A 24,658-nucleotide genomic window follows, 5' to 3' on the forward strand; every position below is an offset into this window, starting at 1 on the left:
TGACGTCGATGAGCGAGGACGAGCTGTACGTGGCGGCCAAGGAGCTGCAGGCGCCGTACGAGCTGGTCGCCCTGGTCGCGAAGGAGGGCAAGCTGCCGGTGACGCTGTTCACCGCGGGCGGTATCGCGACGCCGGCGGACGCGGCGATGATGATGCAGCTCGGTGCCGAGGGTGTGTTCGTCGGCTCCGGCATCTTCAAGTCCGGGAACCCGGCCGAGCGGGCCGCGGCGATCGTGAAGGCGACCACGTTCTTCGACGATCCGGACGTGCTGGCGAAGGTCTCCCGTGGTCTCGGTGAGGCGATGGTCGGTATCAACGTCGACGAGATCCCGCAGCCGCACCGGCTCGCCGAACGCGGCTGGTGAGTGGTCGCACGTCTCCCCGGCGGGACCGTCCCGGCGCGGCGTCGCCAGGGGAGACGTGCGACCACCAGGTCACCGAAATCGCTACGAGCCGAACGGATTCGAGAACACGCCGAGGTCGCCGAGTGCGCCGCTGTAGATGTTCAGGTCGATGTCGGCGTTGACGCCGGGGATCCGGGCGGTGCTCGTGTACTGCCAGAACGTCCAGTGCTGCCAGCCGCCCGGGAGCGGTCCGGGTGCGTTGCGCCCGTTGTAGTCGGCGATCCACAGCGGGTAGTGGGAGAACTCGGTGGTGTTCGCCATCGCGGTGCGCCAGAAGTTCGGGTACGTGTAGATGATCGGCTGCTTGCCGGTCAGCCCCTGGACGGCGTTCAGGTACCGGTGGGTCCAGTCGATGACGGCCGCCGGTGGCAGCCCCTTCGCGTCCTCGAGATCGAGGACGGGCGGCAGTCCGCCGGAGACGATCGGGAGGGCCGTGGACGAGAAGAAGGCGGCCTGCGCCTCGGGGGACTGTCGGACGTCGGCGTAGTGGTAGGCGCCGCGGGCCATCCCGGCGGCACGCATGCCGATCCCGTCCTGCACGAAGTACGGGTTGACGTAGTCGAGGCCCTCGGTCGCCTTGACCATCGCGAACTCGTGGCCGGCGGCGCGGACCGCCAACCAGTTGATGCCCGAGCCACCGGGATGTTGCCAGGATGCGACATCCGGGCCGTTGATCGTTTCGGCACCGGCGAGGGCGGGGCCCCCGACGGCAAGGGTTCCCGCCAGAACCAGCGGGACGATGACATTTCGGATACGACTGCGGCGTAGCGACGTCATCGCCCGAGACTAACCCGACACCGAACGCGGGGCAGCGGAACAGCGGGTGAACTTTCAGCCCAGCCAGTCCAGCACCGCGGCCGCGGTCCACGACTGCTGCATGCTGCCGAGTGGTTCGCCGGTGAACGGTTCGTAGTACTCGGCGAAGCTGCCGTCGGCGGCCTGGCGCAGCCCCTCGGCGCGCAGGTGCCGGGACCGCTCGGCCCAGCCGCGGCGCGCGAACACCCACGAGAACAGCCACGTCATCACCGGCCAGACCGGACCGCGCCAGTATTCGCGGGCGCGGAAGTCGCCGGAGACCGGTGACGTGGACGGCGGCACCGCGTACCGCAGGTCGGGGTGCCCGCAGAACCGCGGTCCCTCGAACGCCCGGACCAGGGCCCGCTCGGCGTCCCGGGGCAGGCCGCCGCACAGCAGCGGCGCGAACATCGCCAGGGTGTCGGTGCCGATCCACCGCCCCGACCGCAGGTCGAAGTCGCGGGCCGCCCCCGAGCGCGGGTCGGTCGTCGCGACCACCCCGGCCCGGAATCGTTGCGCCCAGTCGTGCAGGTCGCGGACGTCCGCATGGGGAGCGGAGTACTCCTCGCCGATCGTGGCCAGCACGTCGCAGGCGAGCGAGAAGATCGCGCTGACGAAGACGTCCTCGACCGCGAAGCTCATCGCGGACATCAGGTCCGCGTCGTCGTACCGGACCTGCTTCATCTCCTCGAGCAGCCACAGGTAGCGGTCGTACTCGGCATCGGTGGGGCGCTGCGTCGGGTCCGGCACCACGGCCGTGTCGGCACGCCGGTAGATCGGGAGGGCACCGGGAACCACGTTGGCGTAGGGCACGTCCCAGCGCGGCGAGTTGTCCATGCCCGACTCCCACCCGTGGTACAGGGTGATCCGGCCCGACTCCTGCGGGTCGCGGGCATGGGCGAGCCACCGGTGCCAGCGCATCAGGTCGGGCCAGCGGCGGTCGAGGAACTCCTCGGCGACGGCCCGGGTACTGCGCCCGTGCCGACGCGAGTGGTCCAGGATCCGCTGCACGGCGATGGCGTGCACGGGCGGTTGCGTGATGCCGGACGTCCGGGGCGCGGCGGGGGCCGCGGCGGCGAGGCCGGTGCACGCCCAGCGGTCCGGGCCGGGGAAGTACCCGTCGACCCCGTGCGCGAAGACGATGTGCGGGATCATCCCGTTGCGCCACTGCGCGGACAGCAGCGTGTCCAGTTCGACGACGGCGCGTTCGACGCTCAGCGGTGCCAGGCCGACCGCGACGAACGCCGCGTCCCAGCTCCACATGTGCGGGTACAGCCGGGGTGCCGCGCTGGTCATCGTGCCCAGGTCGTTGCCGCGCAGCAGGTAGGCGGCCCGGGCCGCGAGTTGGGTGGGGGTGAATCCCGGGTCGGACATGCACACAAGTGTGCGGCCCGGCGGGTCGGTTCGCCTACCGAGCGGGGGGACCTGCGCGCGGGACTCAGCCGGCCGGGCGCGAGACCTCGTCGGAGCCGCGGAACACGAGCCGCCCGTCGTCGAGCTTGATCGCCCAGCGCCGGGCCAGCGCCCAGTCCCTGCCGTAGTCGGCCTCGTCGGCGAGGCTCCCGGCGAAGTCCTCGACGATCACGCCGGACTCCTGCGTCTGGTCGCCCTCGCCCGACACCGGATCTGCCTTGGTCGTCACCGCGTCGCCCACGGCGAACGGCTTCTGGTCGGTCTTGCCACCCGGCGCGGCGCCGGACCCCTTCGTTTCCTTGCCAGATCCCATGTTCGCGACTTCCTTCCTGGTCGCCCTGTCCTCAGCGACTCGGTTGAGCGGAGTGGACCGCGGCACCAGCACGGCACCAGCCTCGTAACCAGAATGTAGCTGAATCTGTACCGTCCGGCGCACTGCGACGCGGGGCTGCGGCGGTCGCGCCCGGTGAACAGCGTTCGAGAGGCGGCCCGGGTCCCGACCTCGGCGGCGGCGCCGTTGCCGCGACTCGCGAGCAACAGCACGGAGACATCCGGGCCCTCGGCCGAGCGGCAGCCGCGCACGCGGCATCGCCGGCGCCGCCGCCGACGACGACGACGACATTGAACACGTCCTGCTCGACCACCGTGACTCCTCGACGATGCGGTGCGAACGGAACACTCGGTCGGGTCTCAGTTTAGGGCGGGGGCATCCATCCGGCATGCCGGCCGCGCGGCCCTCCGCGTCCATCGACGCGCGGTCGACATCACCGCGGCGTCGGCCGAGCGCTCGCACCCCGCGCACCGGCGTCGAGCCGGAGCGTCGCGGTCACGACACGACTCCACCTCGGGACTGCGATGCAGAGCGGTGCCACCACACGGGTTTTCGTCGCACGCGCGGACCGACCGCCGGCCGGTCGGGGTCCCGCCGAGCCGATGACCATGCCCTGTCGCGGCGAGACGGAACTGCAACACGCCGGCCCCCGGTCGTGGACGCCGAATATCGGTGGCTGCCTGTCGGTGGGTCTGCCTATGGTGGGCCGATGAGCATCCCCACGATGATCAGCGTCACGGGGCTCGCGCGCACGTTCTCGACGAAGACCGGCCCGGTGGAGGCGGTCAAGGGGATCGACTTCCGGGTGTACGAGAACGAGATCCTCGGCCTTCTCGGGCCCAACGGTGCGGGCAAGACCACCACGCTGCGCATGATCAGCACCCTCATCAACCCGACCGCGGGGGAGGCGGTGATCTCCGGCGCCGACCTCCGCCGGGACCCGCGCGGCGTTCGCTCCCGCATCGGCTATGTCGCCCAGGGCGGGTCGACGAACGAGGAAGAGCTCGTCCTCGACGAGCTGATGCTGCAGGCCCGCCTGTTCGGGCTGAGCAAGGTCCGGGCCCGAGCGAACGCGGAGGCGCTGCTCGCCGCGCTCGACCTCGACGGCCTCGGCGGACGCAAGTGCAAGCAGCTCTCCGGAGGTCAGCGCCGGCGGGTGGACATCGCGCTCGGCCTCGTGCACCAGCCGAATCTGATCTACCTCGACGAGCCGACGACCGGCCTCGACCCGCAGAGCCGGGCCAACCTGTGGGAGCACATCCGGTCGCTGCGCGAGCGCGGCACCACGATCGTGCTCACCACGCACTACCTCGACGAGGCCGACGCGCTGTGCGACCGGATCCTGGTGATGGACCACGGCGAGATCGTCGCCGAAGGCACGCCCGACGAGCTCAAACGCCGCATCTCCGGCGACGTGATCAGCCTCGAGATCGCGCCGGAGCTCGTCGCACGCGCAGTCGAGGTCGCCGACAGCGCGCTCGATCTGCGCTCCCAGCTCACCGAGAGCGGCACCGTGCACCTGACCGTGGAGCAGGGCGAGTCGGCGGTGATCCCGCTGCTGCACGCACTGCAGGGCGCGGGCATCGTGCCCGGCTCACTGACCATCAAACGACCGAGCCTCGACGACGTGTTCCTCACCGTCACCGGACGCTCGCTGCGGGACGGGGACCAGTCATGACCTTCCTGACCGAGACCGGCCTGATCTTCTGGGCACACCTGCGCGCGAACCTGCGCAACCCGCTGTGGGTGCTGATCGGGCTGACCCAACCGATCCTCTACCTGGTGCTGTTCGGTCCACTCCTCGAGGGGGTCGGGGTCTCCGTCGGCGCCGGCACCGACCCGTGGCTGGTGTTCACCCCCGGCCTGATCATGCAGATCGGACTGTTCGGGTCGATGTTCGCCGGATTCGCGATGGTCTACGAACTGAGGGCCGGAATCATCGAGCGGCAACGGGTCACGCCCGCCAGCCGGGGAGCGCTGCTGCTCGGCCGGGTGCTCAAGGACATGGTGGTCCTGATGGTACAGGCGACCATCCTGGTCCTCGTCGCGGTGATCCTGTTCGACCTGCGCCCGAACCCGCTGGGATTCGTGCTGACGCTGCTGTTGGTCGCGGTGATCGCGGCAGGCATGTCCTCGGCCTCCTACGCGCTGGCCCTGGCGACCCGCTCCGAGGATTCGCTGGCATCGGTGCTGAACATGGTTTCGGTTCCGCTGCTGCTGCTTTCGGGAATCCTGCTGCCGATGACCCTCGGCCCCGGCTGGCTGCAGACACTGGCGCGGCTGAACCCGCTCTCGCACACCGTCGACGCCGCCCGCGCCCTGTTCCGCGGCGACTTCGGCTCCTCCGACGTGTACATCGGCACACTGGTCACCGTCTCGCTGGCGCTGGTGCTCGGCCTGATCGGTGCCCGCACCTTCGCCCGGGAGAACGCCTGACCGACCGGTACCGCGCCCGCTCCACCCGAATCGCGCACCGGGGGCAGGAGCGGCTGGGCGGCTCGCGCGGCTCGGGCATGACCGGCCGCCACCCGATAGCCTCATCCCATGCGCCCCACTGCACTGATCACCGGCGCGAGCCGCGGGCTCGGCGCCGCCATCGCCCGCGCGCTCGCCCCCTCCCACCAGCTGATCCTCGGTGCCCGCGACGCCGACGCACTCAGCCCTGTCCTCGCCGAGCTGCCCGGCGCCACCCCCTGGCCGGTCGACATCACCGACCACGAGGCGGTTGCGGCCGCCACCGCCGGCATCGACCGGCTCGACGTGCTGGTCCACAACGCCGGGATCGTCGACCTCGGCAGGATCGCCGACACCCCCGCCGACACCTGGCGACGGGCGCTCGAGACGAACGTGATCGCCGTGGCCGAACTGACCCGACTGCTGCTGCCTGCGCTCCGCACCGCGGGCGGCCACGTCGTGCTGATCAATTCCGGTGCCGGACTTCGGGTCAACCCCAGCTGGGGCGCGTACGCGGCAAGCAAGTTCGCGCTGCGCGCCTTCGGTGACACGCTGCGACTCGAGGAACCGACGCTACGGGTCACCTCGATCCACCCCGGCCGGATCGACACCGACATGCAACGCGGGATCATCGCCACCGAAGGCGGTGCGTACCAACCCGAGAACTTCCTCACCGCCGAGTCGGTGGCAGGTGCGGTCCGCAACGCGATCGAGACGCCGCGGGACGCGCATCCGACCGAGATCGTGCTGCGCCCGATCGCGCGGTAACCGACCGCCGCACCCGCTTCGGGCGGGTCCGAGAAACGGCGCCCGTCAGGAGGCGCGCTCGACGAGCACGCAACGCGCTCCGGAGAAGATCGTCGGCATGCACTTGTTGCAGTGGATGCACAGCGACTTCGTGCGCTCGTCCTCGGCGATCCGGTTGATCAGGTCGGGTTCGCGGAGCAGCGCCCGGGCCATCGCGACGAATTCGAATCCCTCCGCCATCGCGGTGTCCATGCCGGCCTTGTCGGTGACGCCGCCGAGCAGTACCAGCGGCATCTTCACGGCGGCGCGGATCTGCCGGGCCTGCTCGAGCATGAACAACGGTTCGTACGGGTAGTTGCGGATGAACTGCTTGCCGATCGCCTTGACCCCGAACTTCACCAGCGGCTGCGTCATCGCCTGGGCGAACTCGTACACGGGGGCGTCGCCGCGGAACAGGTACATCGGGTTGAGCAGCGAGCTGCCCATCGTCAGCTCGAGCGCGTCCAGGCCGCCGTCGGCCTCGAGCCACTGCGCCACCTGGATCGCCTCGTCGATCCAGAACCCTCCCGGCACACCGTCATCCATGTTCAGCTTCGCCAGGACCGCGATCCGGTCGCCGACCGCCTCCCGCACCGCCAGCGCGGTCTCCCGGACGATCCGGGCCCGGTTCTCCAGCGACCCACCGTAGGAGTCCTTGCGGTGGTTGGTCTTCCGGCTCAGGAACGAGCTGGCGAAGTAGTTGTGCCCGAAGTGGATCTCGACGGCATCGAAGCCGCCCTCGATCGCGAACCGCGCGGCGTCGGCGTGCGCGGCCGTGATCCGCCGGATGTCGTCGAGGGTTGCCGCCTTGGTGACCTTCATGCTCATCGGGTTGAAGGACGGCGACGGAGCCAGGGCGGGCAGGCCGTTGGACTTGGCGTTCGCGACCGGACCGGCATGTCCGATCTGCGCGGACGCGGCGGCACCCTCGGCGTGGATGGCATCGGTGAGACGGCGCAAACCGGGGACCACCTCGGGCCGCATCCACAGCTGCCCGTACTCGGTGCGGCCCTCGGGAGCGACGGCACAGTACGCGACGGTGGACATGCCGACTCCGCCGGCGGCGGGTCGTCGGTGGAATTCGATCAGGTCGTCGGTGACCAGCGCGTTGGGGGTCTTGCCCTCGAACGTGGCCGACTTGATGATGCGGTTACGCAGGGTGATCGGGCCGAGTTTGGCCGGTGCCAACACGTCAGGATGAGTCACGTCGTCTCCTCTTTCGGGTGGTCAGAGCCTAGGTCTGTTTCGTTGTCGAAGGAACCGTAATTGCCCGACTTCCGGGGCCTTTCCGCCGGACGCGGGGGACACGGCGCCCGGCCTGAGCCCGCTCCGGCCGCGGGCGGCGTAACGTGCGACCCGGTCCGCCGGGCACGGCGTGCTCGGGGCTCCCATCCCTCACCCGAGATTCCAGACGTAGGGAGTTCGCTCATGCGTGTGAAAGTCCTGCCCGCCCTCGTCGGCGCCGCGATCACCGGGCTCGTGATCGCCGTCGCCCCCGCGACCGCGTCCGCGTCCGCGGCCGACCCCACCTATTACGTGTCGCTCGGAGATTCCCTGGCGGCCGGATACCAGCCGAACACGAACCAGAACGAACCCGTCTCGTACACCGACGACCTCTTCACGACCCTGAAGGCGTCCGAACCCACGCTCGAGCACATCCGTCTCGGATGCAGCGGGGAGACCACCGAGACGATGATCAACGGTGGCAAATGCGCCTACCCGGGGGCGACCTCCCAGCTCGACGCGGCAACCCGGTTCCTCGCGGCGCACAAGGGCAAGGTCAAGTACGTCACCGAGGACATCGGTGCCAACGACATCTACCGGTGCGTGTCCTCCGGGGCCCCGGACATCGGGTGCATCACGCAGGGCCTGAACACGATCCGCACGAATCTGACCAAGATCAACGGCCAGTTGCACGACGCGGGCGGCACCGAGCCCGTCTACGTCGGGATGACCTACTACACCCCGACGCTCGCGAGCTGGCTCTCGGGTCCGTCCGGCAAGGCCGTTGCGGTCGCGACGGCCGGCGCCGACAACCTTCTCGGCGCGACCATCACCGGCGCCAACAGCGGTGTGGGCTGGAAGACCGCCGACGTCGCGACCGCCTTCTCCAACAACGACTTCGGGAACCCGGTCGACGTCCCCGGCCTCGGGTCGCTGCCGCACAACGTCGCCCAGATCTGCCTGTGGACGTGGATGTGCACCAGCTACAAGGACATCCACGCTAACCCCACCGGCCACCAGGTGATCGCGAAGACGTTCCTCCCACTGCTGACCAAGCCGGGCGGCGGGGGCAGCTCCGGTTCGTAGCGGGCCTCGAACACACCACTGTCGTGGCGGCTCGGGACGAGCCGCCACGACAGTGGTGAGCGTGTACTCAGTCGACGGGAACCATCTCCGGCTCGATCGACTCGATCTTCACCTGCTCGATGCGGCGCGGCAGTGCCAGCGCGGCGAGGAGGCAGGCGACCGCGGCAACCGCAGCGATCAGGAACGCGACCTGGAAGCCCTTGTCCGTGTAGAACACGTAGCCCTGGGTCATCTCGGGCGGAATCGGCGCGATGTACGAGTTGTTCATCACCGTGAACGCGATGACCGGCAGCGCGGCCGGGAACACGCTCTGGAAGACACCGACGATGCTGGCGGTGGACGCCTGCAGCTGCGGCGGGACCGCCTCGATCAGCAGGTTCGGGATCGCCGCGTAGCCCAGGCCCATACCCAGACCGACCAGGCCGGCGAACACGATCAGGGTGCCCTTGCTGTCGTGCGAGAAGGCGGTCAATGCGCAGCCGAGCGCGGCCGAGACGGCGCCGGCCGCCAGCAGCAGGCGCGGCCGGACGTTGCGTCCGACGAGCATGCCGACGATCAGGCCGCCGATCACGGTCATCGCGCCGATCGGCGCCTGGAAGATCGCGAATCCCTCGGCGTCGACGCCGAATCCGTAGCCGAGGCCCATGATCGCCGGCGTCATCGCCAGCATCGGCAGCAGCATCGTGAACAGACCGCTCACGCCGTACATGCAGCCGGCCGCGGTGGCGGTGAAGGCGACCGAGCGCTGGCGGAGGACCTTCAGGTCGATCAGCGGCTCCTTGACGGTGCCGGCGGTGACCAGCCACGCGACCACCAGTGCGACACCACCGAGCAGGTAGGTCAGGGTGGAGCCGGACTTCCAGCCCCAACTCGGGCCCATGCTGATCCCGATCAGGATGCCGGCGATGCCGGCACCGAGCAGCACGGCGCCGAGGACGTCGAGCCGCGAACGCAACCGGACCGGGGACTCGTCGGTGGTCAGGGCGATCAGTCCGCCGAGCACGACCAGGCCGATGACGAAGAACCAGAAGATGCTGCGGAAGCCGTGGTTGTCGATGAGCCAGCCGGTGATGAACGGCGCCGGGATCGCGATCAGGCCCATGCCGCTGGTCGCGATGCTCACCGCCAGCGCGACCGTCTTCGACGGGAAGACGTCACGGATCAGGGAGTAGCTGAGGAACAGGCACGGCACGAGGAGTCCGGTCAGCGCGCGCCCGGTGAGCATGATCGCGTAGCTCGACGCCACGGCGGAGACCAACGAACCCACCGCGGAGATGGCGATGCACGCCAGCAGGAGCTTGCGCTTGCCGTACATGTCGGCGAGCTTGCCGATCAGCGGCGCGGTCATCGCGCCGACGAGGAGGAACGCGGTCAGCAGCCAGGCACCCTGGGTGGTCTGGTAGTGCGCCGAGATCGACGGCATCGCCATCGAGATCATCATGTAGCTGATCGCGAGCATCTCGAGTACGAGCACGATCGAGGCCAGGGACAGGATCAGCCGCGGCGTCCACCGCTGGTCGGCTGTGTCCGGGGCCTGCGACAAACCGGGCGAACCGCCGGATTGAGCTGGAGCGACCATCATCGGGTCCTTTCGATGTTTCCACGAACTCTTCAGTCGGAGGCCGACGAGGAATCGAGCGGGCATTGGGTGTTCACAGTCACCTAGCGCATTTCTGTGTAATCGACATCACAGTTGCTCGGTGGCACGTTGCGCCACGTCCCGTTCCACCCAGCGGGAGATTGGAGCGGGTTACATCGTCTGCACACCGAAAAACACCAGGTCGCACACGACATCGGGTGTGTAGCAGAGTTTGTACGGACCGGCCACCAGTCCTTCAACGGGCGCCCGGTCACGGAGGGGGCGGGAAGTCTAGGCACGGGCCTCGCCGTTCGCGGCGCAACGTCCCGTCCAGCGGAACGAGATCGGTTCACGCACCGGGTGAAGTGGCTAGGTTTGGCTCACAGATGTGACGCAGAACTCCGAAAGGGTCTCCATGACAACCAGTCTCGATTTCGACCTCACCAGCAAGACCATCGAGGGCGAGTACACGCTGCACTACCACGAGGCAGGCACCGGACCTGTGCTGCTGATGCTGCACGGCTCCGGGCCCGGAGTGAGCGGATGGTCGAACTTCGCCGGCAACTTCCCGGTCTTCGCTCAGCACTACCGCACCCTGATCCTGGACATGCCCGGTTTCGGCCGCAGCCCGGCCCGGGAATGGAACGACGTGTACCCGCGGGTGGCGGCGGACGCCGTCCGGTTCTTCCTCGACGAGCTCGGCATCGACCAGGTCGACATCGTCGGAAACTCGATGGGCGGCAACGTCGGTGCCACCTTCGCCCTGCTGCACCCGGAGCGGGTCCGGCGGATGGTGCTGATGGGACCGGGAGGGCTCGCGGTCAACAGCTTCGCCCCGCCGGTCAGCGAGGGGTCACGCCGGCTGTTCGAATTCCTCGCCAACCCGACCCGCGAGGGGATGGTCGCGTGGGTCGACACGATGGTCGGCAACCCCGACGTCGTCAGCGACGCGCTGATCGACGAGCGGATGGCGAACGCGCTGACCCCGGGCGCGATCGCGAACACGTTCGCGATCTTCCAGACCTTCTCCGACCCGCGGTTCGCGGACCGGCCCCAGCTGTGGGCCCAGGCGGCTCAGGTGCAGCAGGAGACGCTGCTGATCTGGGGTCGTGACGACCGCATGCTGCCGTACGAGGGTGGCCTGTTCCCGTTCCGCCAGATGCCGAACGCCGAACTGCACGTGTTCTCGCGGTGTGGGCACTGGGCGCAGATCGAGCGCAAGGACGAGTTCGAGCGGCTCACGCTCGAGTTCCTCGGCCGGTAGCCGGATACGACGGTGGCCCGATGTCACAGTGCGACTGTGACATCGGGCCACCGATGTTTCGTTCGGCAGTACTCGGCTACACGAGCTGACCGGGCACCGGGTAACTACGCAGCGAGTCGGTCTCGACCAGTCCCTTGCGGACGGCGGCCTCGATCGAGCTCTTCAGTGCGGGACACGTCGGGATCGACGCGCTGGGCTCGCCGAGCGCCGACCGACGGGCGAACTCGGGGCACGAGGCCTCGGCGTCGTCGAGCCACTGCACACTGGTGTGGGTGGGGCTGTACTTCTCCACCATCACCCGGTTGCCGCAGCTCGCGCAGCTGACTTCCTTCATGAGACTGCCTCTTTCCTGGTCAGGCGTCGGCGGCGTGCCGGGCCCCGATGTAGCCGAACACCATGGCCGGGCCGATGGTGGCGCCGGCACCGGCGTAGTCGTTGCCCATCACGGCAGCCGAGGTGTTGCCCGTGGCGTACAGGCCCTCGATGACGGTGCCGTCGGCCGTGAGCACCTGCGCGTGTTCGTTGTAGACCAGACCACCCTTGGTGCCGAGGTCGCCGGCCCGCACGCGCAGCGCGTAGTACGGCCCCTTGTCCAGCACGTCCAGCGTGGGCTGCGGGAGGGTGGGGTCACCGTAGTAGTTGTCGTACGCGCTGGCACCCCGGTTGAAGTCCTCGTCCCGGCCCGCGCGAGCGAAACCGTTGTAGCGCTGCACCGTGTCGGCGAGCGCGGAGACGGGGACGTCGATCTTCGCCGCGAGCTCCTCGACGGTGTCGGCCACCTGGACCAGCCCGCTGTCGAGCCACGACTGGGGGAACTTCTGACCGGGCATGATGCCGCCGACCGGGTAACGGTTCTTGGCCTTGTGGTCGAAGACGAACCACGTCGGCTCGTGGCCGCCGGCCAACTGCGCGTGCACGAACGTCACGTACGGCGACGCCTCGTTCGTGAACCGCTTGCCGTGCTGGTCGACGATGATCGAACGCGGGATCGAGCGCTCCGACACCAGCACCTGGTTGATGCCGTCGGGACGCAGGAAGGACGGCATCCACCACGCGTCGTCCATGAGATCGACTGCGGCACCGAGCTTCTCACCCGCGACGATGCCGTCACCGGTGTTCTCCGGGGCGGCGGCGCTGAAGTTGTCCTTGCCGCCCTCGGGCAGGTGGCGCTTGCGCATGTCCTGGTTGTACTCGAACCCGCCGGTGGCGAGCAGGACACCCTTGCGCGCCCGGATCCGGTACTCCTGGCCGTCCTTCTCGGCGACCACGCCGATCACGGCGCCCGACTCGTCGGTCACCAGCGAGCGCAGCGGCGTGTTCAGCCACAGCGGGACGCGAGCGTCCTTCAGCGCCAGGCGGAGCCGGGCGATCAGGGCGCGGCCCAGGGTGTCCATGTTGCGACGCAGGGCGATGGCCTTGATCGCGCGCAGGCCCGTCAGGAGCGCGGTCCACTTCGCCTTCCAGGTCCGCGTCACCATGTTCAGCTGGACGAAGTCCTTCGAGGTGATGAACAGGCCCGGCGGGGTGGCGAGCGCGGCGGGCCGCAGCAGGTCGGCGTCCTCGCCGAGTTCCTTGAGGTTCACCGGGAGCGGCTCGATCGTGCGACCGTTGGGACGGCCACCCGGCTGCTCGGGGTGGTAGTCCGAGTAGCCGGTGCACCACTGGAAGCGCATGTGCCGGCTCGTGGACTCCAGGAATTCGAGCGTCTTCGGGCCCTCGTCGATGAACGCGTCCAGGTTCTTCGACGGCACCCGGTCGCCGACCACGGCGTCGAGGTACCGGCGCACGTCGGCGCGCGAGTCGCCGAGGCCGTCACGGATCAGCTGAGGGTTGTTGGGCACCCAGATGCCACCGCCGGACAGGGCGGTGGTGCCGCCGTAGACGCCCGCCTTCTCGATGACCAGGGTGTCCATGCCGCGGTCCTTGGCGGCCAGCGCCCCGGTCAGGCCGCCGCAGCCGCTGCCGACGACGAGGAAGTCGACCTCGTGGTCCCACTTCGTGGCGTCGCTCACGTTCTCGGCTCCCATCAGGCCACGACCATGTCCGTCGGCGACCAGATCGCACGCATGCTGGTGATGCGGGCCTGGTCGTCGAAGGTCATGACGTCGATCGGCTCGATGGTGATGGTCTGCTCGCCGGTGTCGGTGACGACCCGGAAGTGGAAGGCCGCGGTGTTGCCCGAGACCCGGATCGTGAGCAGTTCGGTGGTGTTGCGCACCGCGTCGAGGGCCGCGTAGAACTTCTCGATCGCCTCGCGGCCGTGCTTCGGCTCGGTGCCGACCGGGTCCTCCAGGGTGGCGTCGGGCGCGTAGAGAGCGGCGACGTCCGCCGAGGTGCCGTTGGCGATCAGGTCCAGGTACCGCGTCACGGTTTCGCGGATACGGTCGCTGTTGTCGAGGGTCATCGTGAAGACTCCAAATGATGAGGGGTGTGATGTGACGGTAACCACGGCGCGGCTCGGTCGGCCGCATACTCTCCCGTCCAGCGGGACACCCACTCGGTCGGGTACGGTCCCACGGATATGAGCGTCCCCGCCGCACCCGCCACAGTGTGGTCGGTGCTGTCGGAGTCGGCTCGGCTGCACGCCGACCGGGAAGCGGTCGTCGACCCGCGCGAGCGGCTGACCTACGGGCAGTTCGCCGCACTCGCGTCGCGGGCAGGACGGGCCATGTCCGCCGCCGGGGTCGGGCGCGGGGACCGGATCGCGGTGTGGGCACCGAACTCGGCGCGCTGGGCGGTGGTCGCGCTGGGCGCGCACTCGATCGGGGCGGTGGTCGTCCCGCTCAACACCCGGGCCCGGGGACCCGAGGCGGCCGCACGGCTCACGCTCACAGGGTGCCGGATGCTGTTCGTCGACGACGGGTTCCTCGGCCTCGGGTTCCGCGCGACCCTGTACGCGGCCGCCGGACCACCGGCGCCGGGACGGCCGGTCCGGGACCTGCCCGACCTCACCGCGATCGTCGACCTCGGATCCGACGACACGTGGGGCGCGTTCCTCCGGTCCGGCGACCTTCCCCGGACCGTGAACGTCGGCGCCCTCGAACGGCATCTACCGGCCCGGGCCACCGATGTCGCCTATCTGATGTCGACGTCCGGGTCGACCGGGGCCCCGAAGGGGGTCGCACTGCGGCACGAGCAGCTGGTGTGGGTGTACCGGGCCCTGGGTGCGCGCCTCGGGATCGGCGCGCAGGACCGGCTGCTGGGCGTGACCCCGCTGTCGCACTCGTTCGGCCTCAACGCGGGGCTCCTCGCGGCACTCGTCGTCGGCGGCTGTTACATCGCCGTCGACCGCTTCGATCCGACATCCGTCACGGGCCTGATCGCGGCCGAGCGGGTCACGGTGATCTCCGGGCCGCCGACCCTGTTCACAGACCTGATCACCGCGACCGGGGCGCGCCCACTGGACCCGGCGCCGCGGCTGGCCGTCACCGGGGCGGCGACCGTGTCACCGGAGCTGCTCGAGCGGATCCGGACGGTCCTCGGCATCCCACTCGTCGCGACCGGCTACGGCCTGACCGAGGCCGCGGGCACGGTCACCGCACAGCGTCCGCAGCCGGGCGGGCCGGGGACTCTGGCCGCGCCCGCACTGCCCGGCATCGAGGTCCGCACCGTCGACGGCGACGGCCGCGACGTCGCACCCGGTCACGTCGGCGAGGTCCTCGTCCGGGGGTTCAACGTCATGTCCGGTTACCTCGACGACCCGGACGCCACCGCCCGGGTCCTCGACCCGGACGGGTGGCTGCACACCGGGGATGTCGGGATCCTCGACGAGCGCGGCGACCTGCGGGTCGTCGACCGGATCGGGGAGATGTTCACCGTCGGCGGGTTCAACGTCTACCCGGCCGAGATCGAGAGCGTGCTCGCCGGGCATCCCGCGGTCACGGAGGTCGCGGTGGTGGCGGTGCCCGACGATCGGCTCGGTCAGCGGGGGGTGGCGTTCGTGGTGCCGGCGTCACCGGTCGACGAGACCACCCTGCTGGCGCACTGCCGCGCCGCACTCGCGGGCTACAAGGTGCCTGCGGCCGTGGTCCTGCTCAGCGAGATGCCGCGGACCCCGTCCGGCAAGACCTCGCGTCGCGCGCTGCGCGCGCTGGCGCCCGCCTGACATCGTCCCGGTGTCGGAGGGACCCCGATGCGTGCCGCCGACCGGCGTACACCGTCGAGTTCGACGACGACACCGGTGCGGGTGCCCCGCACTCGGAGGAGGGGTCGAGCGCTCCAGCTCGCGAGCGCGCCGCCACCGTGACGTGTGGTGGCGGCGGCGCCGCTACTGTGACCCGTGCGCGGCTCCGCCGCCGTGTCCTAGTGGGCGGAGAAGTCGCCGAACCCGCCCTTGAAGAACAGCAGCGGCTTGCGGTCGACGTCGGCGGTCAGGTCGGTGATGCGGGCGATGACGATGGTGTGGTCACCGGCGTCGTGCTCGACCTCGAGGGTGGCGTCGATCCGGGCCAGGGTGCCGTCGAGGGCGGGCGCGCCGTTCGGTGCCGGTGACCACGACACTCCGGCGAACTTGTCGGCGCCGCTGGTCGCGAACTGGCCGCAGATGTCCTTCTGGTCGTGGGCGAGCACGTTTATGCACAGATTCCGCGCCTCGCGCAGCAGCGGCCAGCTCGTCGACGTCTTCGTCGGGCAGAACGAGACGAACGGCGGCTCCAGGGACAGCGACACCACCGACTGGCAGGTGAACCCCAGCGGACGCTCACCGTCGTGGGCGGTGATCACCGCGACGCCGGTGCAGAAGTGGCTCATCACCTGGCGCAAGGTCGCCGCGTCGGGGCCGGACAGCTCCATGTGATCGGCAACGGCGGTGGGTTCTGCGCTCATGACTGATTCCTCCTGACGAAACGGACCCCCACAGAATCGGGTTCGCGCTGGAACTATGCCATCCGACGTCCCGTTCAGTGGGCCTTCGCCCTGCAGCGGGCGTGCGCCCGGTTGTTAGCATTTGACCGTGTCCTCGCCCGAATCCACCCCCGAATCCGAGCTCCCCGGCCTGCCGGCGACGAGCTGGGCCGTGCTCGGGATGCTGGCGTTCGGCGAGGAACTGTCCGGCTACGAACTGAAGAAGTGGGCGGACTGGTCCATCCGGTTCTTCTACTGGAGTCCCTCGTTCAGTCAGGTATACACCGAACTGAAGAAGCTCGAGAAGCACGGCTTCGTCACCTCCCGTGTCAAGCACGACAACGGGGTGCGCGGCCGGCGCCTGTACACCATCACCGACGCAGGCACCGAGGCCGTCCGACGGTGGTCCAACGAGGCACCGATCGACCCGCCGATGCTCAAACACGGTGTGATGCTGCGAGTCTGGCTCGGGCACCTGAACAAGCCGGAACGGCTCAAGGAGATCCTGCACGAGCACGTCGAGTACGTGGAGAAGATGCGCCGCCGCGCCGCCGCCGATGCGGTCGGCGCCGCCGAACAACCGGCGTGGGCGTATTCGGAGATCGTGCTGCGCTGGTCCGAGCGGTACTACGCGGCGGAGAAGGAACTCGCCGAGCAGCTGATCGCCGACATCGACGCCGCCGATGCGGTCATCGAGTCCGCCAAGGTCGGCGACGAGCTGAGCTTCCCGAAGCCGACACCCGGGGCGTGGCGACGGGTGGAACGCGAAACCGAAGAGGCCAACCCCGACCTGGACTGAGCCGGTCGAGGTCAGTCCGCGGGCACGTCTCACCGTCCGGATCCGTCCCCCCCTCGAACCCCGGCCGGCCGTGGACCACGCGGTGTGCGTGGCCGGGCAGGTCGTGACCGGCGGTTGCCCAGCCCACCGGCATCGGCGCGGCGGTCCGCGAGGCCGTTGGCCTGCGGGTTCTCACACAGACGTCACCCCGGGATGCGCCCGTTCGCGGCGCAGCCCTCCCGTGAGTGCCGGTGGCGCCCGCGACCTGGACGTTCGACCAACAGTCGCGTCCCCATTGCTCCAGGTCAGGGCCCTATCCGCGGTCGGCACCGGTCCGATACGATCGCGCGGCGAAGTAGGGGGTTATTTCGTGTGCTGACGGTCGGGCGGTTCGGTCCCGGCCCAACCCCCTGGAGTCTGCGTTGCCGGATTTGTCGTTGCCGGATTTGTCATTGTGCGTCGAACTGCTGGCGGCGGCGCAGCCCGACGACGCGCTGCTGCCGACGGTCGCGGTGACCTTCCGCGACCTCGACCAACGGGTCCGCGAGTTGAGCGGGATGCTCCCCGGACTCGGTTCGGACGCCGTGGTCACGCTCGCGATCACCGGGCTGGCGCCCGAGGTGGCCGCCACGGACGGCGCGCTCGCCGCCGCCCTCGACCGCATCGAGGAGCAGGCCCGGAACCTCGTCGGGGCGGACGACCGCACGCTGGTCTCGCTGTTCGACGCGCAGCTCGCGGCGACCCCCGACGCGGTCGCGGTGACGTTCGAGGGCCACGCGCTGACCTACGCGGAGTTCGACGCGCGGGTCGGCCGGCTGGCCCGGCACCTGGTGACGCTCGGCGTGGGGCCCGAGTCGCTGGTCGCGGTCGCGGCACGGCGCTCGATCGAGTTGCTCGTCGCCGTCTACGCGGTGGTCAAGGCCGGTGGCGCGTACGTGCCGGTGGACCCGGATCAGCCGGCCGAACGGATCGGGCACATTCTCGACACCGCCCGGCCGGTGGTGGTGCTCACCACCGCGCGCGACGGGTTCGCCGGTGCGGGACGCACGCCGGTCGTGCTCGTCGACACCGTCGATCTCTCCGCCCACCCCGAGACGGAGGCTGTCGAGCCGGTGACGGCGCTGCGCCCCGATCACCCCGCGTACGTCATCTTCACCTCGGGATCGACGGGACGCCCCAAGGGCGTCGCGATCTCGCACCGGTCGATCGTGACCCGTCTCGTCTGGATGCAGGCCGAGTACGGGCTCGGCGCCGACGACGTCGTGCTGCAGAAGACACCGGTGACGTTCGACGTGTCGGTGTGGGAGTTGTTCTGGCCGTTGCAGGTCGGGGCCCGCCTCGTCGTGGCGGCGCCGGACGCCCACCGCGACGCCGCTCTGCTCGCCGACACGATCGCCCGCGAGGCGGTCACGACGGTGCACTTCGTGCCGTCGATGCTGGCGCTGTTCGTCGCGGCGGACTCGAACGGACGTTCCGCGGCGTCCGACGCCGGGTCCCTCACGCGGGTATTCGCGTCCGGGGAGGCGTTGCCCGCGACCACTGCCGCCGCGCTGCGCAGCGCACTGCCCGGTGTGCGGTTGCACAACCTGTACGGCCCGACGGAGGCTGCGGTCGACGTGACCTTCCACGAGGTCACCGCCGCGGACACGGTCACCGTGCCGATCGGGACGCCGGTACCCGGCACACACGTCCACGTCCTCGATGCGCGGCTGCGTCCCGTGCCGGCCGGTGTCGTCGGCGAGTTGTACCTCGCCGGCGTGCAGTTGGCGCGCGGCTACGTCGGCCGCGCCGACTTGACCGCGGACCGGTTCGTGGCCAACCCGTTCGACGCCGGCACGCGGCTGTACCGGACCGGCGACCTGGTGCGGATGCGCGGCGACGGGGCGTTGGAGTACCTGGGACGCAACGATTTCCAGGTGAAGCTGCGGGGCCTGCGGATCGAGCTCGGCGAGATCGAGCAGGCTCTGCTCGCCGACCCGGCGGTCACCGGCGCCGTCGCGGTCGTCCGGGAGGACGTTCCCGGGCACCGGCACCTGGTCGCGTACGTGACCGGCGACGGCTGCGCGAGCGGACCCGACCTGCTGACGGCGCTGAGCGGTCGCCTTCCGGACTACATGCGGCCGACGGTGATCGTGCACCTGGCCGCGCTGCCCACCACGGTGCACGGGAAGCTCGACCGCGCCGCGTTGCCACGGCCCGATCTCGGCGCCCACACGGGACCGGTGCCGTCGACTCCGGAACAGATCGTTGTCGCCCGGATCTTCGAGGAGGTCCTGGGCATCGGCGACATCGCCGCCGACGACTCGTTCTTCACGCTGGGCGGCAACTCCCTGTCCGCGGCGCGGGTGCTCGCCCGCCTCAATGCCGCCCTCGGCGCCGGTGTGACGTTGCGGGAGTTGTTCGACTCCCCGACGGTGGCCGGGCTCGCGGCTCTCGCCGCGGCCGGGGCAGGCGGCACCCGGCCGCCGCTGACGGCGCGCGCGCGGCCGCCGCGGATCCCGCTCTCCCCGGCGCAACAACGCATCTGGTTCGTCAATCGATTCGACCCCGGGTCCGGGGCCTACAACCTGCCTTTCGGTTTCCGCCTGTCCGGCGACCTCGACGTCTCCGCACTGGAGCGCGCGGTCACCAGCGTCCTCGATCGGCACGAGGCGCTGCGGACCGTGTTCCCCGAGGACGGCACCGGTCCCCGCCAGCACATCACCGAGACGCCGCGTGTCGACCTCACCGCCGTCCCGGTCCCGGACGACGCCGACCTGCTCCGCGCCATCGAGGACGCCGCGGTCCGCGGCTTCGACCTGACCCGAGATATACCGGTGCGCGCGTTCCTCTTTCGCGTCACCCCGCACGAGCACGCACTGCTGCTGGTGGTGCACCACATCGCGGTCGACGGGACGTCGCTGGTGCCGCTGGCCCGCGACATCACCACCGCGTACACCGCGTGGCATTCGAGTGCGGCCCCGGACTGGACACCGCTCGCCGTCCAGTACCCGGACTACGCGCTGTGGCAGCACGCCCTCCTCGGCGACGGCGACGACGCGGCATCGGCACTGTCCGGCCAACTCGACTTCTGGAGGCGCGAACTTGCCGGCGCCCCCGCGCTTCTGGCCCTGCCGACGGACCGGCCACGTCCCGCGGTCGCATCCGGGGCCGGGGGGAGCGTCGACTTCGCACTCGGCGACCGGCTGTCCGCCGCCGTCCGGGAATTCGCCGCCCACCACGGGGTCACCCTGTTCACGGTGCTGCACGGCGCGTTCGCGGTCCTGCTGGGACGCCTGTCCGGCACCGACGACGTCGTGGTCGGCGTCCCGGTCGCGAACCGCGGCGAGGAGGTGCTCGACGACCTGGTCGGCATGTTCGTCAACACCGTTGCGCTCCGGACCCCGCTGCAGCCGGAGATGTCGTTCGGCGAACTGCTGCGTGCCACCAGGGACGCCGACCTGCGTGCCCTCGCCCATTCCGACGTACCGTTCGAGCGGGTGGTCGATGCGGTCGCGCCGGAGCGATCCCTCGCCCATGCGCCGATCGTCCAGGTCGTGCTGACTCTCGACCGCGCGGTCCCGACGGTCTTCGCACTCCCGGACCTCGTGGCGTCCGTCGTCGAACCGCCTCGCACCTACGCGAAATTCGACCTGCAGCTGGCGTTCACCGACGACGGAACGGCCCTGTCGGGTCGATTCGTCCACGCCACCGACCTGTTCGACGGCCGGACGGTCCGGGGGATGGCCGAACGACTGGTGCGCCTCCTCACCGCGGTGGTGACGGACGCCGACGCCCTCGTCGGCGACCTCGACGTCCTGCTTCCGCACGAGCGCCGGGCGCTGGTGCCCGTCCGCGGCGCCACCAGGGAACCCGGACCCACCCTGCCCGCGCTGCTCGCTCACGGAGCACGTGACAGGTCGGCGCTGGCCGTCGAATTCGGCTCCGAGACACTGACCTACGGGGAGCTCGACGACGAGTCGAATGCGTTGGCACGCCTGCTCGTCGACCGCGGTGCCGGCCCCGAGACCGCCGTCGCCCTCGCGGTGACGCGCTCCGTCTCCTCGATCGTCGCCCTCTGGGCGATCGCGAAGACCGGTGCCGCCTTCGTCCCCGTCGACCCCGCCTATCCGCAGGCACGGATCGCGCACATGGTGACGGACGCGGCCGTCACGGTGGGCGTCACCACGGCCGCACACCGACCGCACCTCCCCGGCGGCGGCGCCTGGCTCGTCCTCGACGACCCGGGCATCCGGGCGGAATGGGGCGCGGCCTCGCGCGCCCCTGTCACCGACCGGGACCGGCCCACGCCGCTGCGCGCCGGTCAGACCGCGTACGTCATCTACACGTCGGGGTCCACCGGCCTGCCGAAGGGCGTGGTCGTCACCCACTCCGGACTCGCCAACTTCGCCGCCGACCAACTCGCCCGGTACGCGGTGGACGCCGCCAGCCGCGTGCTGCACCGGTCCTCACCCAGCTTCGACGCGTCGATCCTCGAGATCCTGATGGCGACGGCGGCCGGCGCCGCACTCGTGGTCGCCGCACCGGACGTCGTCGGCGGAGACGAACTGGCACAGGTCATCCGGGAGGGCCGGGTCACTCACGCGTTCACGACGCCGTCGAGTGCGGCGGTGCTGACGCCGGACGACCTCGGGGCACTGCGCTGCGTGGTGATGGGGGGTGAGGCCCTCACCGACGACATCGTCGACCGGTGGGGACGCCGCTTCCGTCTCCACAACGCGTACGGCCCGACCGAGGCCACGGTGATGGTGACGGCGAGCCGGGCCCTGCAGCCCGGCGACGCCGTGACGCTCGGGGAGCCGATCCGGGGCGTCTCGGCGCACGTGCTCGACGAGCGGCTGCGGCCGGTGCCCGTCGGCGTCGCCGGCGAACTGTACGTGGCGGGCCCACAGGTCGCGCGCGGCTACCGCCGGCGACCGGCGCTCACCGCCGCACGCTTCGTCGCGAACCCGTTCGGTGGTGGCCGCCTGTACCGGACCGGCGACCTGGTGCGGTGGGTCGACCGGTCCGCCACAGGCGACTTTTCCCTGCTCGAACTCGACTACCTCGGCCGCACCGACCAGCAGGTGAAGATCCGCGGTTTCCGCATCGAAACCGGCGAGATCGACGGTGTGCTCCGCGCCCACCCGTCGGTGGGCCAGGCGGTCACCGTCGGACGCGCAGGTCCGTCGGGGGAGACGATGCTCGCGTCGTACGTCACCACGGATGTCGACTCGCCGGCCCCGCCCGATCCGGCCGAGTTGCTCGCCGAACTGCGCCGACGCCTGCCCGCGCACATGGTCCCGGTCGGTGTGTCGACGCTGGCCGAACTCCCTCGCACCGTCAACGGGAAGCTGGACCTCGCGGCGCTCCCCGAACCCGAGTTCCGGGTGGCACCGCGGCGCGCGGCCCGCACCCCGGTCGAGCAGGTGGTCGCGACCGCGATGGCCGAGGTCCTGGGGGTGCCCGCCGTCGGTCTCGACGACGACTTCTTCGCGCTCGGCGGTAACTCCCTCACCGCTACCCGTCTCGTCTCGAAGATCGGATCCGTTCTCGGAGAGCAGGTTCCGGTCCGGGACGTGTTCGACGCCCCGACCGTGGCGGCGCTCGCCGCGCGGGTGGAGACCGGCGATCGCCGCGCGCCGGCCCCGCTCGTCGCCCGGACGCGTCCCGACCGGGTCCCGCTCTCCCTCGCCCAGCAGCGGCTGTGGTTCCTCAACCGCCTCGAGCCCGATGCCTCCACCTTCAACATGCCGCTGGCGATCCGGCTCACCGGTGCACTGGACCTCGCGGCGCTGCAGGCCGCGGCGGGGGACGTGATCGAACGCCACGAGACGCTGCGGACCACCTATCCGTACCTCGAGGCGGACGGTGCCACCCCGGCCGGACCGGCACAGGTCGTCCTCCCCGCATCGTCGGTGACCCCCGACCTCGCGCCGATTCCGCTCGCCGAGTCCGAACTCGACGCCGTCCTGGCCGAGTTCGTCGATCGCCCCTTCGACCTGACGACGCAGGCGCCGCTGCGGGGCACGATGTGGCGACTCGGCGAGGACGACCACGTGCTGGCGCTCGTGCTGCACCACATCAGTGGCGACGGCTACTCGCTCGGGCCGTTGACCCGGGACCTGATCGCGGCCTACGCGCGGCGCACGGCCGGTGGGGAGCCGGACCCGACACCCCCACGGGTGCAGTACGCCGACTTCACGCTCTGGCAGCGGGAGACACTCGGCGACGAAGCCGACCCGTCGTCCGCGCTCGCCGGTCAACTCGGCTTCTGGCGCCGCGCCCTGGACGGCATTCCCGACGTCCTGTCACTGCCGACGGATCGGCCCCGCCCCGCGGTCGCGTCCGGATCGGTCGATTCCGTTGTGTCGACCCTCGGCCGGGCCCTCGTCGAGCGCCTGACCGCCCTCGCAGCCGCACACGGTGCGTCACTGTTCATGGTGGTGCACGCCGCGGTCGCGGTGCTGCTGGCCCGACTGTCCGGCACCCGGGACATCGTCGTCGGCACACCCGTCGCGGGACGTGGCCACGCCGGTCTCGACGACCTGGTCGGCATGTTCGTCGGCACGCTGCCACTCCGCACCGTCGTCGACGGCGGCGAGAGCTTCGCCGACCTCCTGGGCCGCGTCCGGTCCGGCGACCTCGACGCGTTCGCGAACGCGGACGTACCGTTCGACCGGGTCGTCGAGGCCGTCGCACCCCCGCGCTCCACCGCTCGGCACCCGCTGTTCCAGGTCATGGTGGCCTTCCAGAACCTCGACGCGCTCGACCTCGCGCTGCCGGGCCTGCACGTCGAGGCACTCGACCTCCACGTCCAGCCGACCCATGTCGACCTGGACATCACCCTCACCCCGACGCGATCCGGCGAGCTCACCGTCACCCACCGCTACGCCACCGACCTGTTCGACCGGGCGACCGCCACCCGATTCGCGTCCCGCCTGGCGCGCATCCTCGACCACGCGGCGGCGAATCCGGAGATCGCTGTCGGTGACCTCGAGCTGCTCACCGGGGGCGAGCGCACGCGGGTGCTCGACACGTGGAACGCGACGGAGCTTCCGGTGCCGGAGGCGACGTTGGTGTCGCTGTTCGAGGATCGGGTGGCGCGGACGCCGGGTGCGGTGGCGTTGTCGTTCGAGGGTGTGGCGCTGACGTACGCGGAGTTCTCGGAACGGGTGAATCGTGTTGCACGGCATCTGATGTCGGTGGGTGTGGGTCCGGAGTCGCTGGTCGCGGTCGCGATGCGGCGGTCGATCGATCTGCTGGTGGCGATCTACGCGGTGCACGCCGCCGGCGGCGCCTACGTGCCGGTCGACCCGGACCAGCCGCGCGAGCGGATCGGGCACATTCTCGACACCGCGGCGCCGGTGTGTGTGGTGAGGTCGTCGCGTGACGGTCTGGCGGTGCCGGGGGAGAGGCCCGTGCTGGTTCTGGATCGGGTCGACGTGTCCGGGTATTCGGGTGCTCCGATCGGGGCGTCGGAGCGGCCGGCGGTGGTGCGTCCGGAGAACACGGCGTACGTGATCTTCACGTCGGGGTCGACGGGCCGGCCGAAGGGTGTGGCGGTGTCGCACGCGGCGATCGTGAACCGTCTGGTGTGGATGCAGGCCGAGTACGGGCTGGGCGAGTCGGATGTGGTGTTGCAGAAGACGCTGGTGACGTTCGACGTGTCGGTGTGGGAGTTGTTCTGGCCGTTGCAGGTGGGTGCGCGGTTGGTGGTCGC

General features: G+C 70.4%; 18 protein-coding genes. 9 read left to right on the forward strand and 9 right to left on the reverse strand.

The window, feature by feature from the left end:
• Window positions 1–365, forward strand: a 365-nt coding sequence (locus tag ABD951_RS19950) for a beta/alpha barrel domain-containing protein (protein WP_486374952.1), incomplete at its 5' end; no start/stop codon positions are given.
• An 81-nt stretch (window positions 366–446) separates the two neighbouring features.
• Here ABD951_RS19950 and ABD951_RS19955 read toward each other — a convergent pair.
• The 3 genes from ABD951_RS19955 to ABD951_RS19965 form a co-directional block, all read right to left on the reverse strand.
• Window positions 447–1,181 carry a glycoside hydrolase family 25 protein gene (locus ABD951_RS19955; protein ID WP_345349057.1) on the reverse strand — a complete coding sequence of 245 codons (735 nt, stop codon included), beginning with the start codon at window positions 1,179–1,181 and terminating at the stop codon, window positions 447–449.
• A gap of 54 nt (window positions 1,182–1,235) precedes the next feature.
• Window positions 1,236–2,573, reverse strand: coding sequence for a glucosylglycerate hydrolase (gene ggh / locus ABD951_RS19960; RefSeq protein WP_345349060.1), 1,338 nt, complete (start codon window positions 2,571–2,573; stop codon window positions 1,236–1,238).
• Window positions 2,574–2,637: 64 nt separating this feature from the next.
• Window positions 2,638–2,925, reverse strand: a complete 288-nt coding sequence (locus ABD951_RS19965) for a hypothetical protein (RefSeq protein ID WP_345349063.1) — start codon at window positions 2,923–2,925, stop codon at window positions 2,638–2,640.
• 727 nt (window positions 2,926–3,652) lie between these two features.
• Here ABD951_RS19965 and ABD951_RS19970 point away from each other — a divergent pair.
• From ABD951_RS19970 to ABD951_RS19980, 3 genes are all read left to right on the forward strand, one after another.
• A complete protein-coding gene (locus ABD951_RS19970) occupies window positions 3,653–4,621 on the forward strand; it encodes an ATP-binding cassette domain-containing protein (protein ID WP_345349066.1) in 969 nt (322 codons plus the stop codon).
• Entirely contained in the window at window positions 4,618–5,379 is a 762-nt protein-coding gene (locus ABD951_RS19975; protein ID WP_345349069.1) for an ABC transporter permease, read from the forward strand. Before ABD951_RS19970 ends, ABD951_RS19975 begins: the two co-directional genes overlap by 4 nt.
• Window positions 5,380–5,487: 108 nt before the next feature.
• Window positions 5,488–6,165: an SDR family oxidoreductase gene (locus tag ABD951_RS19980; protein WP_345349072.1), complete on the forward strand. Its 678-nt coding sequence runs from the start codon at window positions 5,488–5,490 to the stop codon at window positions 6,163–6,165.
• A 45-nt stretch (window positions 6,166–6,210) separates the two neighbouring features.
• Here ABD951_RS19980 and ABD951_RS19985 read toward each other — a convergent pair whose 3' ends face one another.
• Window positions 6,211–7,389 (reverse strand): NADH:flavin oxidoreductase, encoded by a 1,179-nt coding sequence (locus ABD951_RS19985; protein WP_345349075.1) that lies wholly within the window; start codon window positions 7,387–7,389, stop codon window positions 6,211–6,213.
• Window positions 7,390–7,611: 222 nt separating this feature from the next.
• On the opposite strand from ABD951_RS19985, the gene ABD951_RS19990 reads away from it, so the two are divergent.
• Window positions 7,612–8,493, forward strand: a complete 882-nt coding sequence (locus tag ABD951_RS19990) for an SGNH/GDSL hydrolase family protein (RefSeq protein WP_345349077.1) — start codon at window positions 7,612–7,614, stop codon at window positions 8,491–8,493.
• 67 nt (window positions 8,494–8,560) lie between these two features.
• Here ABD951_RS19990 and ABD951_RS19995 read toward each other — a convergent pair whose 3' ends face one another.
• Window positions 8,561–10,072: an MFS transporter gene (locus tag ABD951_RS19995; protein WP_345349080.1), complete on the reverse strand. Its 1,512-nt coding sequence runs from the start codon at window positions 10,070–10,072 to the stop codon at window positions 8,561–8,563.
• A gap of 415 nt (window positions 10,073–10,487) precedes the next feature.
• On the opposite strand from ABD951_RS19995, the gene ABD951_RS20000 reads away from it, so the two are divergent.
• Window positions 10,488–11,336 (forward strand): alpha/beta fold hydrolase, encoded by an 849-nt coding sequence (locus ABD951_RS20000; protein ID WP_345349083.1) that lies wholly within the window; start codon window positions 10,488–10,490, stop codon window positions 11,334–11,336.
• A 76-nt stretch (window positions 11,337–11,412) separates the two neighbouring features.
• On the opposite strand, the gene ABD951_RS20005 is transcribed toward ABD951_RS20000, so the two are convergent.
• The 3 genes from ABD951_RS20005 to ABD951_RS20015 are packed head-to-tail and all read right to left on the reverse strand — an operon-like array spanning window position 11,413 to window position 13,740.
• Window positions 11,413–11,670 carry a hypothetical protein gene (locus ABD951_RS20005; protein ID WP_345349086.1) on the reverse strand — a complete coding sequence of 86 codons (258 nt, stop codon included), beginning with the start codon at window positions 11,668–11,670 and terminating at the stop codon, window positions 11,413–11,415.
• Between the two features lie 19 nt (window positions 11,671–11,689).
• The gene (locus tag ABD951_RS20010; RefSeq protein ID WP_345349089.1) at window positions 11,690–13,363 is read right to left on the reverse strand and encodes an FAD-binding protein; all 1,674 of its coding nucleotides are present in this window, start codon (window positions 13,361–13,363) and stop codon (window positions 11,690–11,692) included.
• A complete protein-coding gene (locus ABD951_RS20015) occupies window positions 13,363–13,740 on the reverse strand; it encodes a nuclear transport factor 2 family protein (protein ID WP_345349092.1) in 378 nt (125 codons plus the stop codon). Before ABD951_RS20015 ends, ABD951_RS20010 begins: the two co-directional genes overlap by 1 nt.
• A gap of 117 nt (window positions 13,741–13,857) precedes the next feature.
• Here ABD951_RS20015 and ABD951_RS20020 point away from each other — a divergent pair, with 117 nt between their 5' ends.
• Window positions 13,858–15,441: an AMP-binding protein gene (locus tag ABD951_RS20020; RefSeq protein WP_345349095.1), complete on the forward strand. Its 1,584-nt coding sequence runs from the start codon at window positions 13,858–13,860 to the stop codon at window positions 15,439–15,441.
• A 197-nt stretch (window positions 15,442–15,638) separates the two neighbouring features.
• On the opposite strand, the gene ABD951_RS20025 is transcribed toward ABD951_RS20020, so the two are convergent.
• The gene (locus ABD951_RS20025) at window positions 15,639–16,160 is read right to left on the reverse strand and encodes a flavin reductase family protein (protein WP_345349098.1); all 522 of its coding nucleotides are present in this window, start codon (window positions 16,158–16,160) and stop codon (window positions 15,639–15,641) included.
• 199 nt (window positions 16,161–16,359) lie between these two features.
• Here ABD951_RS20025 and ABD951_RS20030 point away from each other — a divergent pair, with 199 nt between their 5' ends.
• Window positions 16,360–16,977: a PadR family transcriptional regulator gene (locus ABD951_RS20030; protein WP_345349104.1), complete on the forward strand. Its 618-nt coding sequence runs from the start codon at window positions 16,360–16,362 to the stop codon at window positions 16,975–16,977.
• A gap of 431 nt (window positions 16,978–17,408) precedes the next feature.
• Window positions 17,409–24,658, forward strand: a 7,250-nt coding sequence (locus ABD951_RS20035; RefSeq protein ID WP_345349101.1) for a non-ribosomal peptide synthetase, incomplete at its 3' end; no start/stop codon positions are given.

This window comes from Rhodococcus olei, assembly GCF_039540555.1.
GTDB classification, from domain to species: domain Bacteria; phylum Actinomycetota; class Actinomycetes; order Mycobacteriales; family Mycobacteriaceae; genus Rhodococcus_G; species Rhodococcus_G olei.

Bases quoted from the DNA above. Each gene is read 5' to 3' on its own strand.
- ABD951_RS19955 (WP_345349057.1), bottom strand. From the start codon at position 1,181: ATGACGTCGCTACGCCGCAGTCGTATCCGAAATGTCATCGTCCCGCTG.
- ggh (WP_345349060.1), bottom strand. From the start codon at position 2,573: ATGTCCGACCCGGGATTCACCCCCACCCAACTCGCGGCCCGGGCCGCC.
- ABD951_RS19965 (WP_345349063.1), bottom strand. From the start codon at position 2,925: ATGGGATCTGGCAAGGAAACGAAGGGGTCCGGCGCCGCGCCGGGTGGC.
- ABD951_RS19970 (WP_345349066.1), top strand. From the start codon at position 3,653: ATGAGCATCCCCACGATGATCAGCGTCACGGGGCTCGCGCGCACGTTC.
- ABD951_RS19975 (WP_345349069.1), top strand. From the start codon at position 4,618: ATGACCTTCCTGACCGAGACCGGCCTGATCTTCTGGGCACACCTGCGC.
- ABD951_RS19980 (WP_345349072.1), top strand. From the start codon at position 5,488: ATGCGCCCCACTGCACTGATCACCGGCGCGAGCCGCGGGCTCGGCGCC.
- ABD951_RS19990 (WP_345349077.1), top strand. From the start codon at position 7,612: ATGCGTGTGAAAGTCCTGCCCGCCCTCGTCGGCGCCGCGATCACCGGG.
- ABD951_RS19995 (WP_345349080.1), bottom strand. From the start codon at position 10,072: ATGGTCGCTCCAGCTCAATCCGGCGGTTCGCCCGGTTTGTCGCAGGCC.
- ABD951_RS20000 (WP_345349083.1), top strand. From the start codon at position 10,488: ATGACAACCAGTCTCGATTTCGACCTCACCAGCAAGACCATCGAGGGC.
- ABD951_RS20005 (WP_345349086.1), bottom strand. From the start codon at position 11,670: ATGAAGGAAGTCAGCTGCGCGAGCTGCGGCAACCGGGTGATGGTGGAG.
- ABD951_RS20010 (WP_345349089.1), bottom strand. From the start codon at position 13,363: ATGGGAGCCGAGAACGTGAGCGACGCCACGAAGTGGGACCACGAGGTC.
- ABD951_RS20015 (WP_345349092.1), bottom strand. From the start codon at position 13,740: ATGACCCTCGACAACAGCGACCGTATCCGCGAAACCGTGACGCGGTAC.
- ABD951_RS20020 (WP_345349095.1), top strand. From the start codon at position 13,858: ATGAGCGTCCCCGCCGCACCCGCCACAGTGTGGTCGGTGCTGTCGGAG.
- ABD951_RS20025 (WP_345349098.1), bottom strand. From the start codon at position 16,160: ATGAGCGCAGAACCCACCGCCGTTGCCGATCACATGGAGCTGTCCGGC.
- ABD951_RS20030 (WP_345349104.1), top strand. From the start codon at position 16,360: ATGCTGGCGTTCGGCGAGGAACTGTCCGGCTACGAACTGAAGAAGTGG.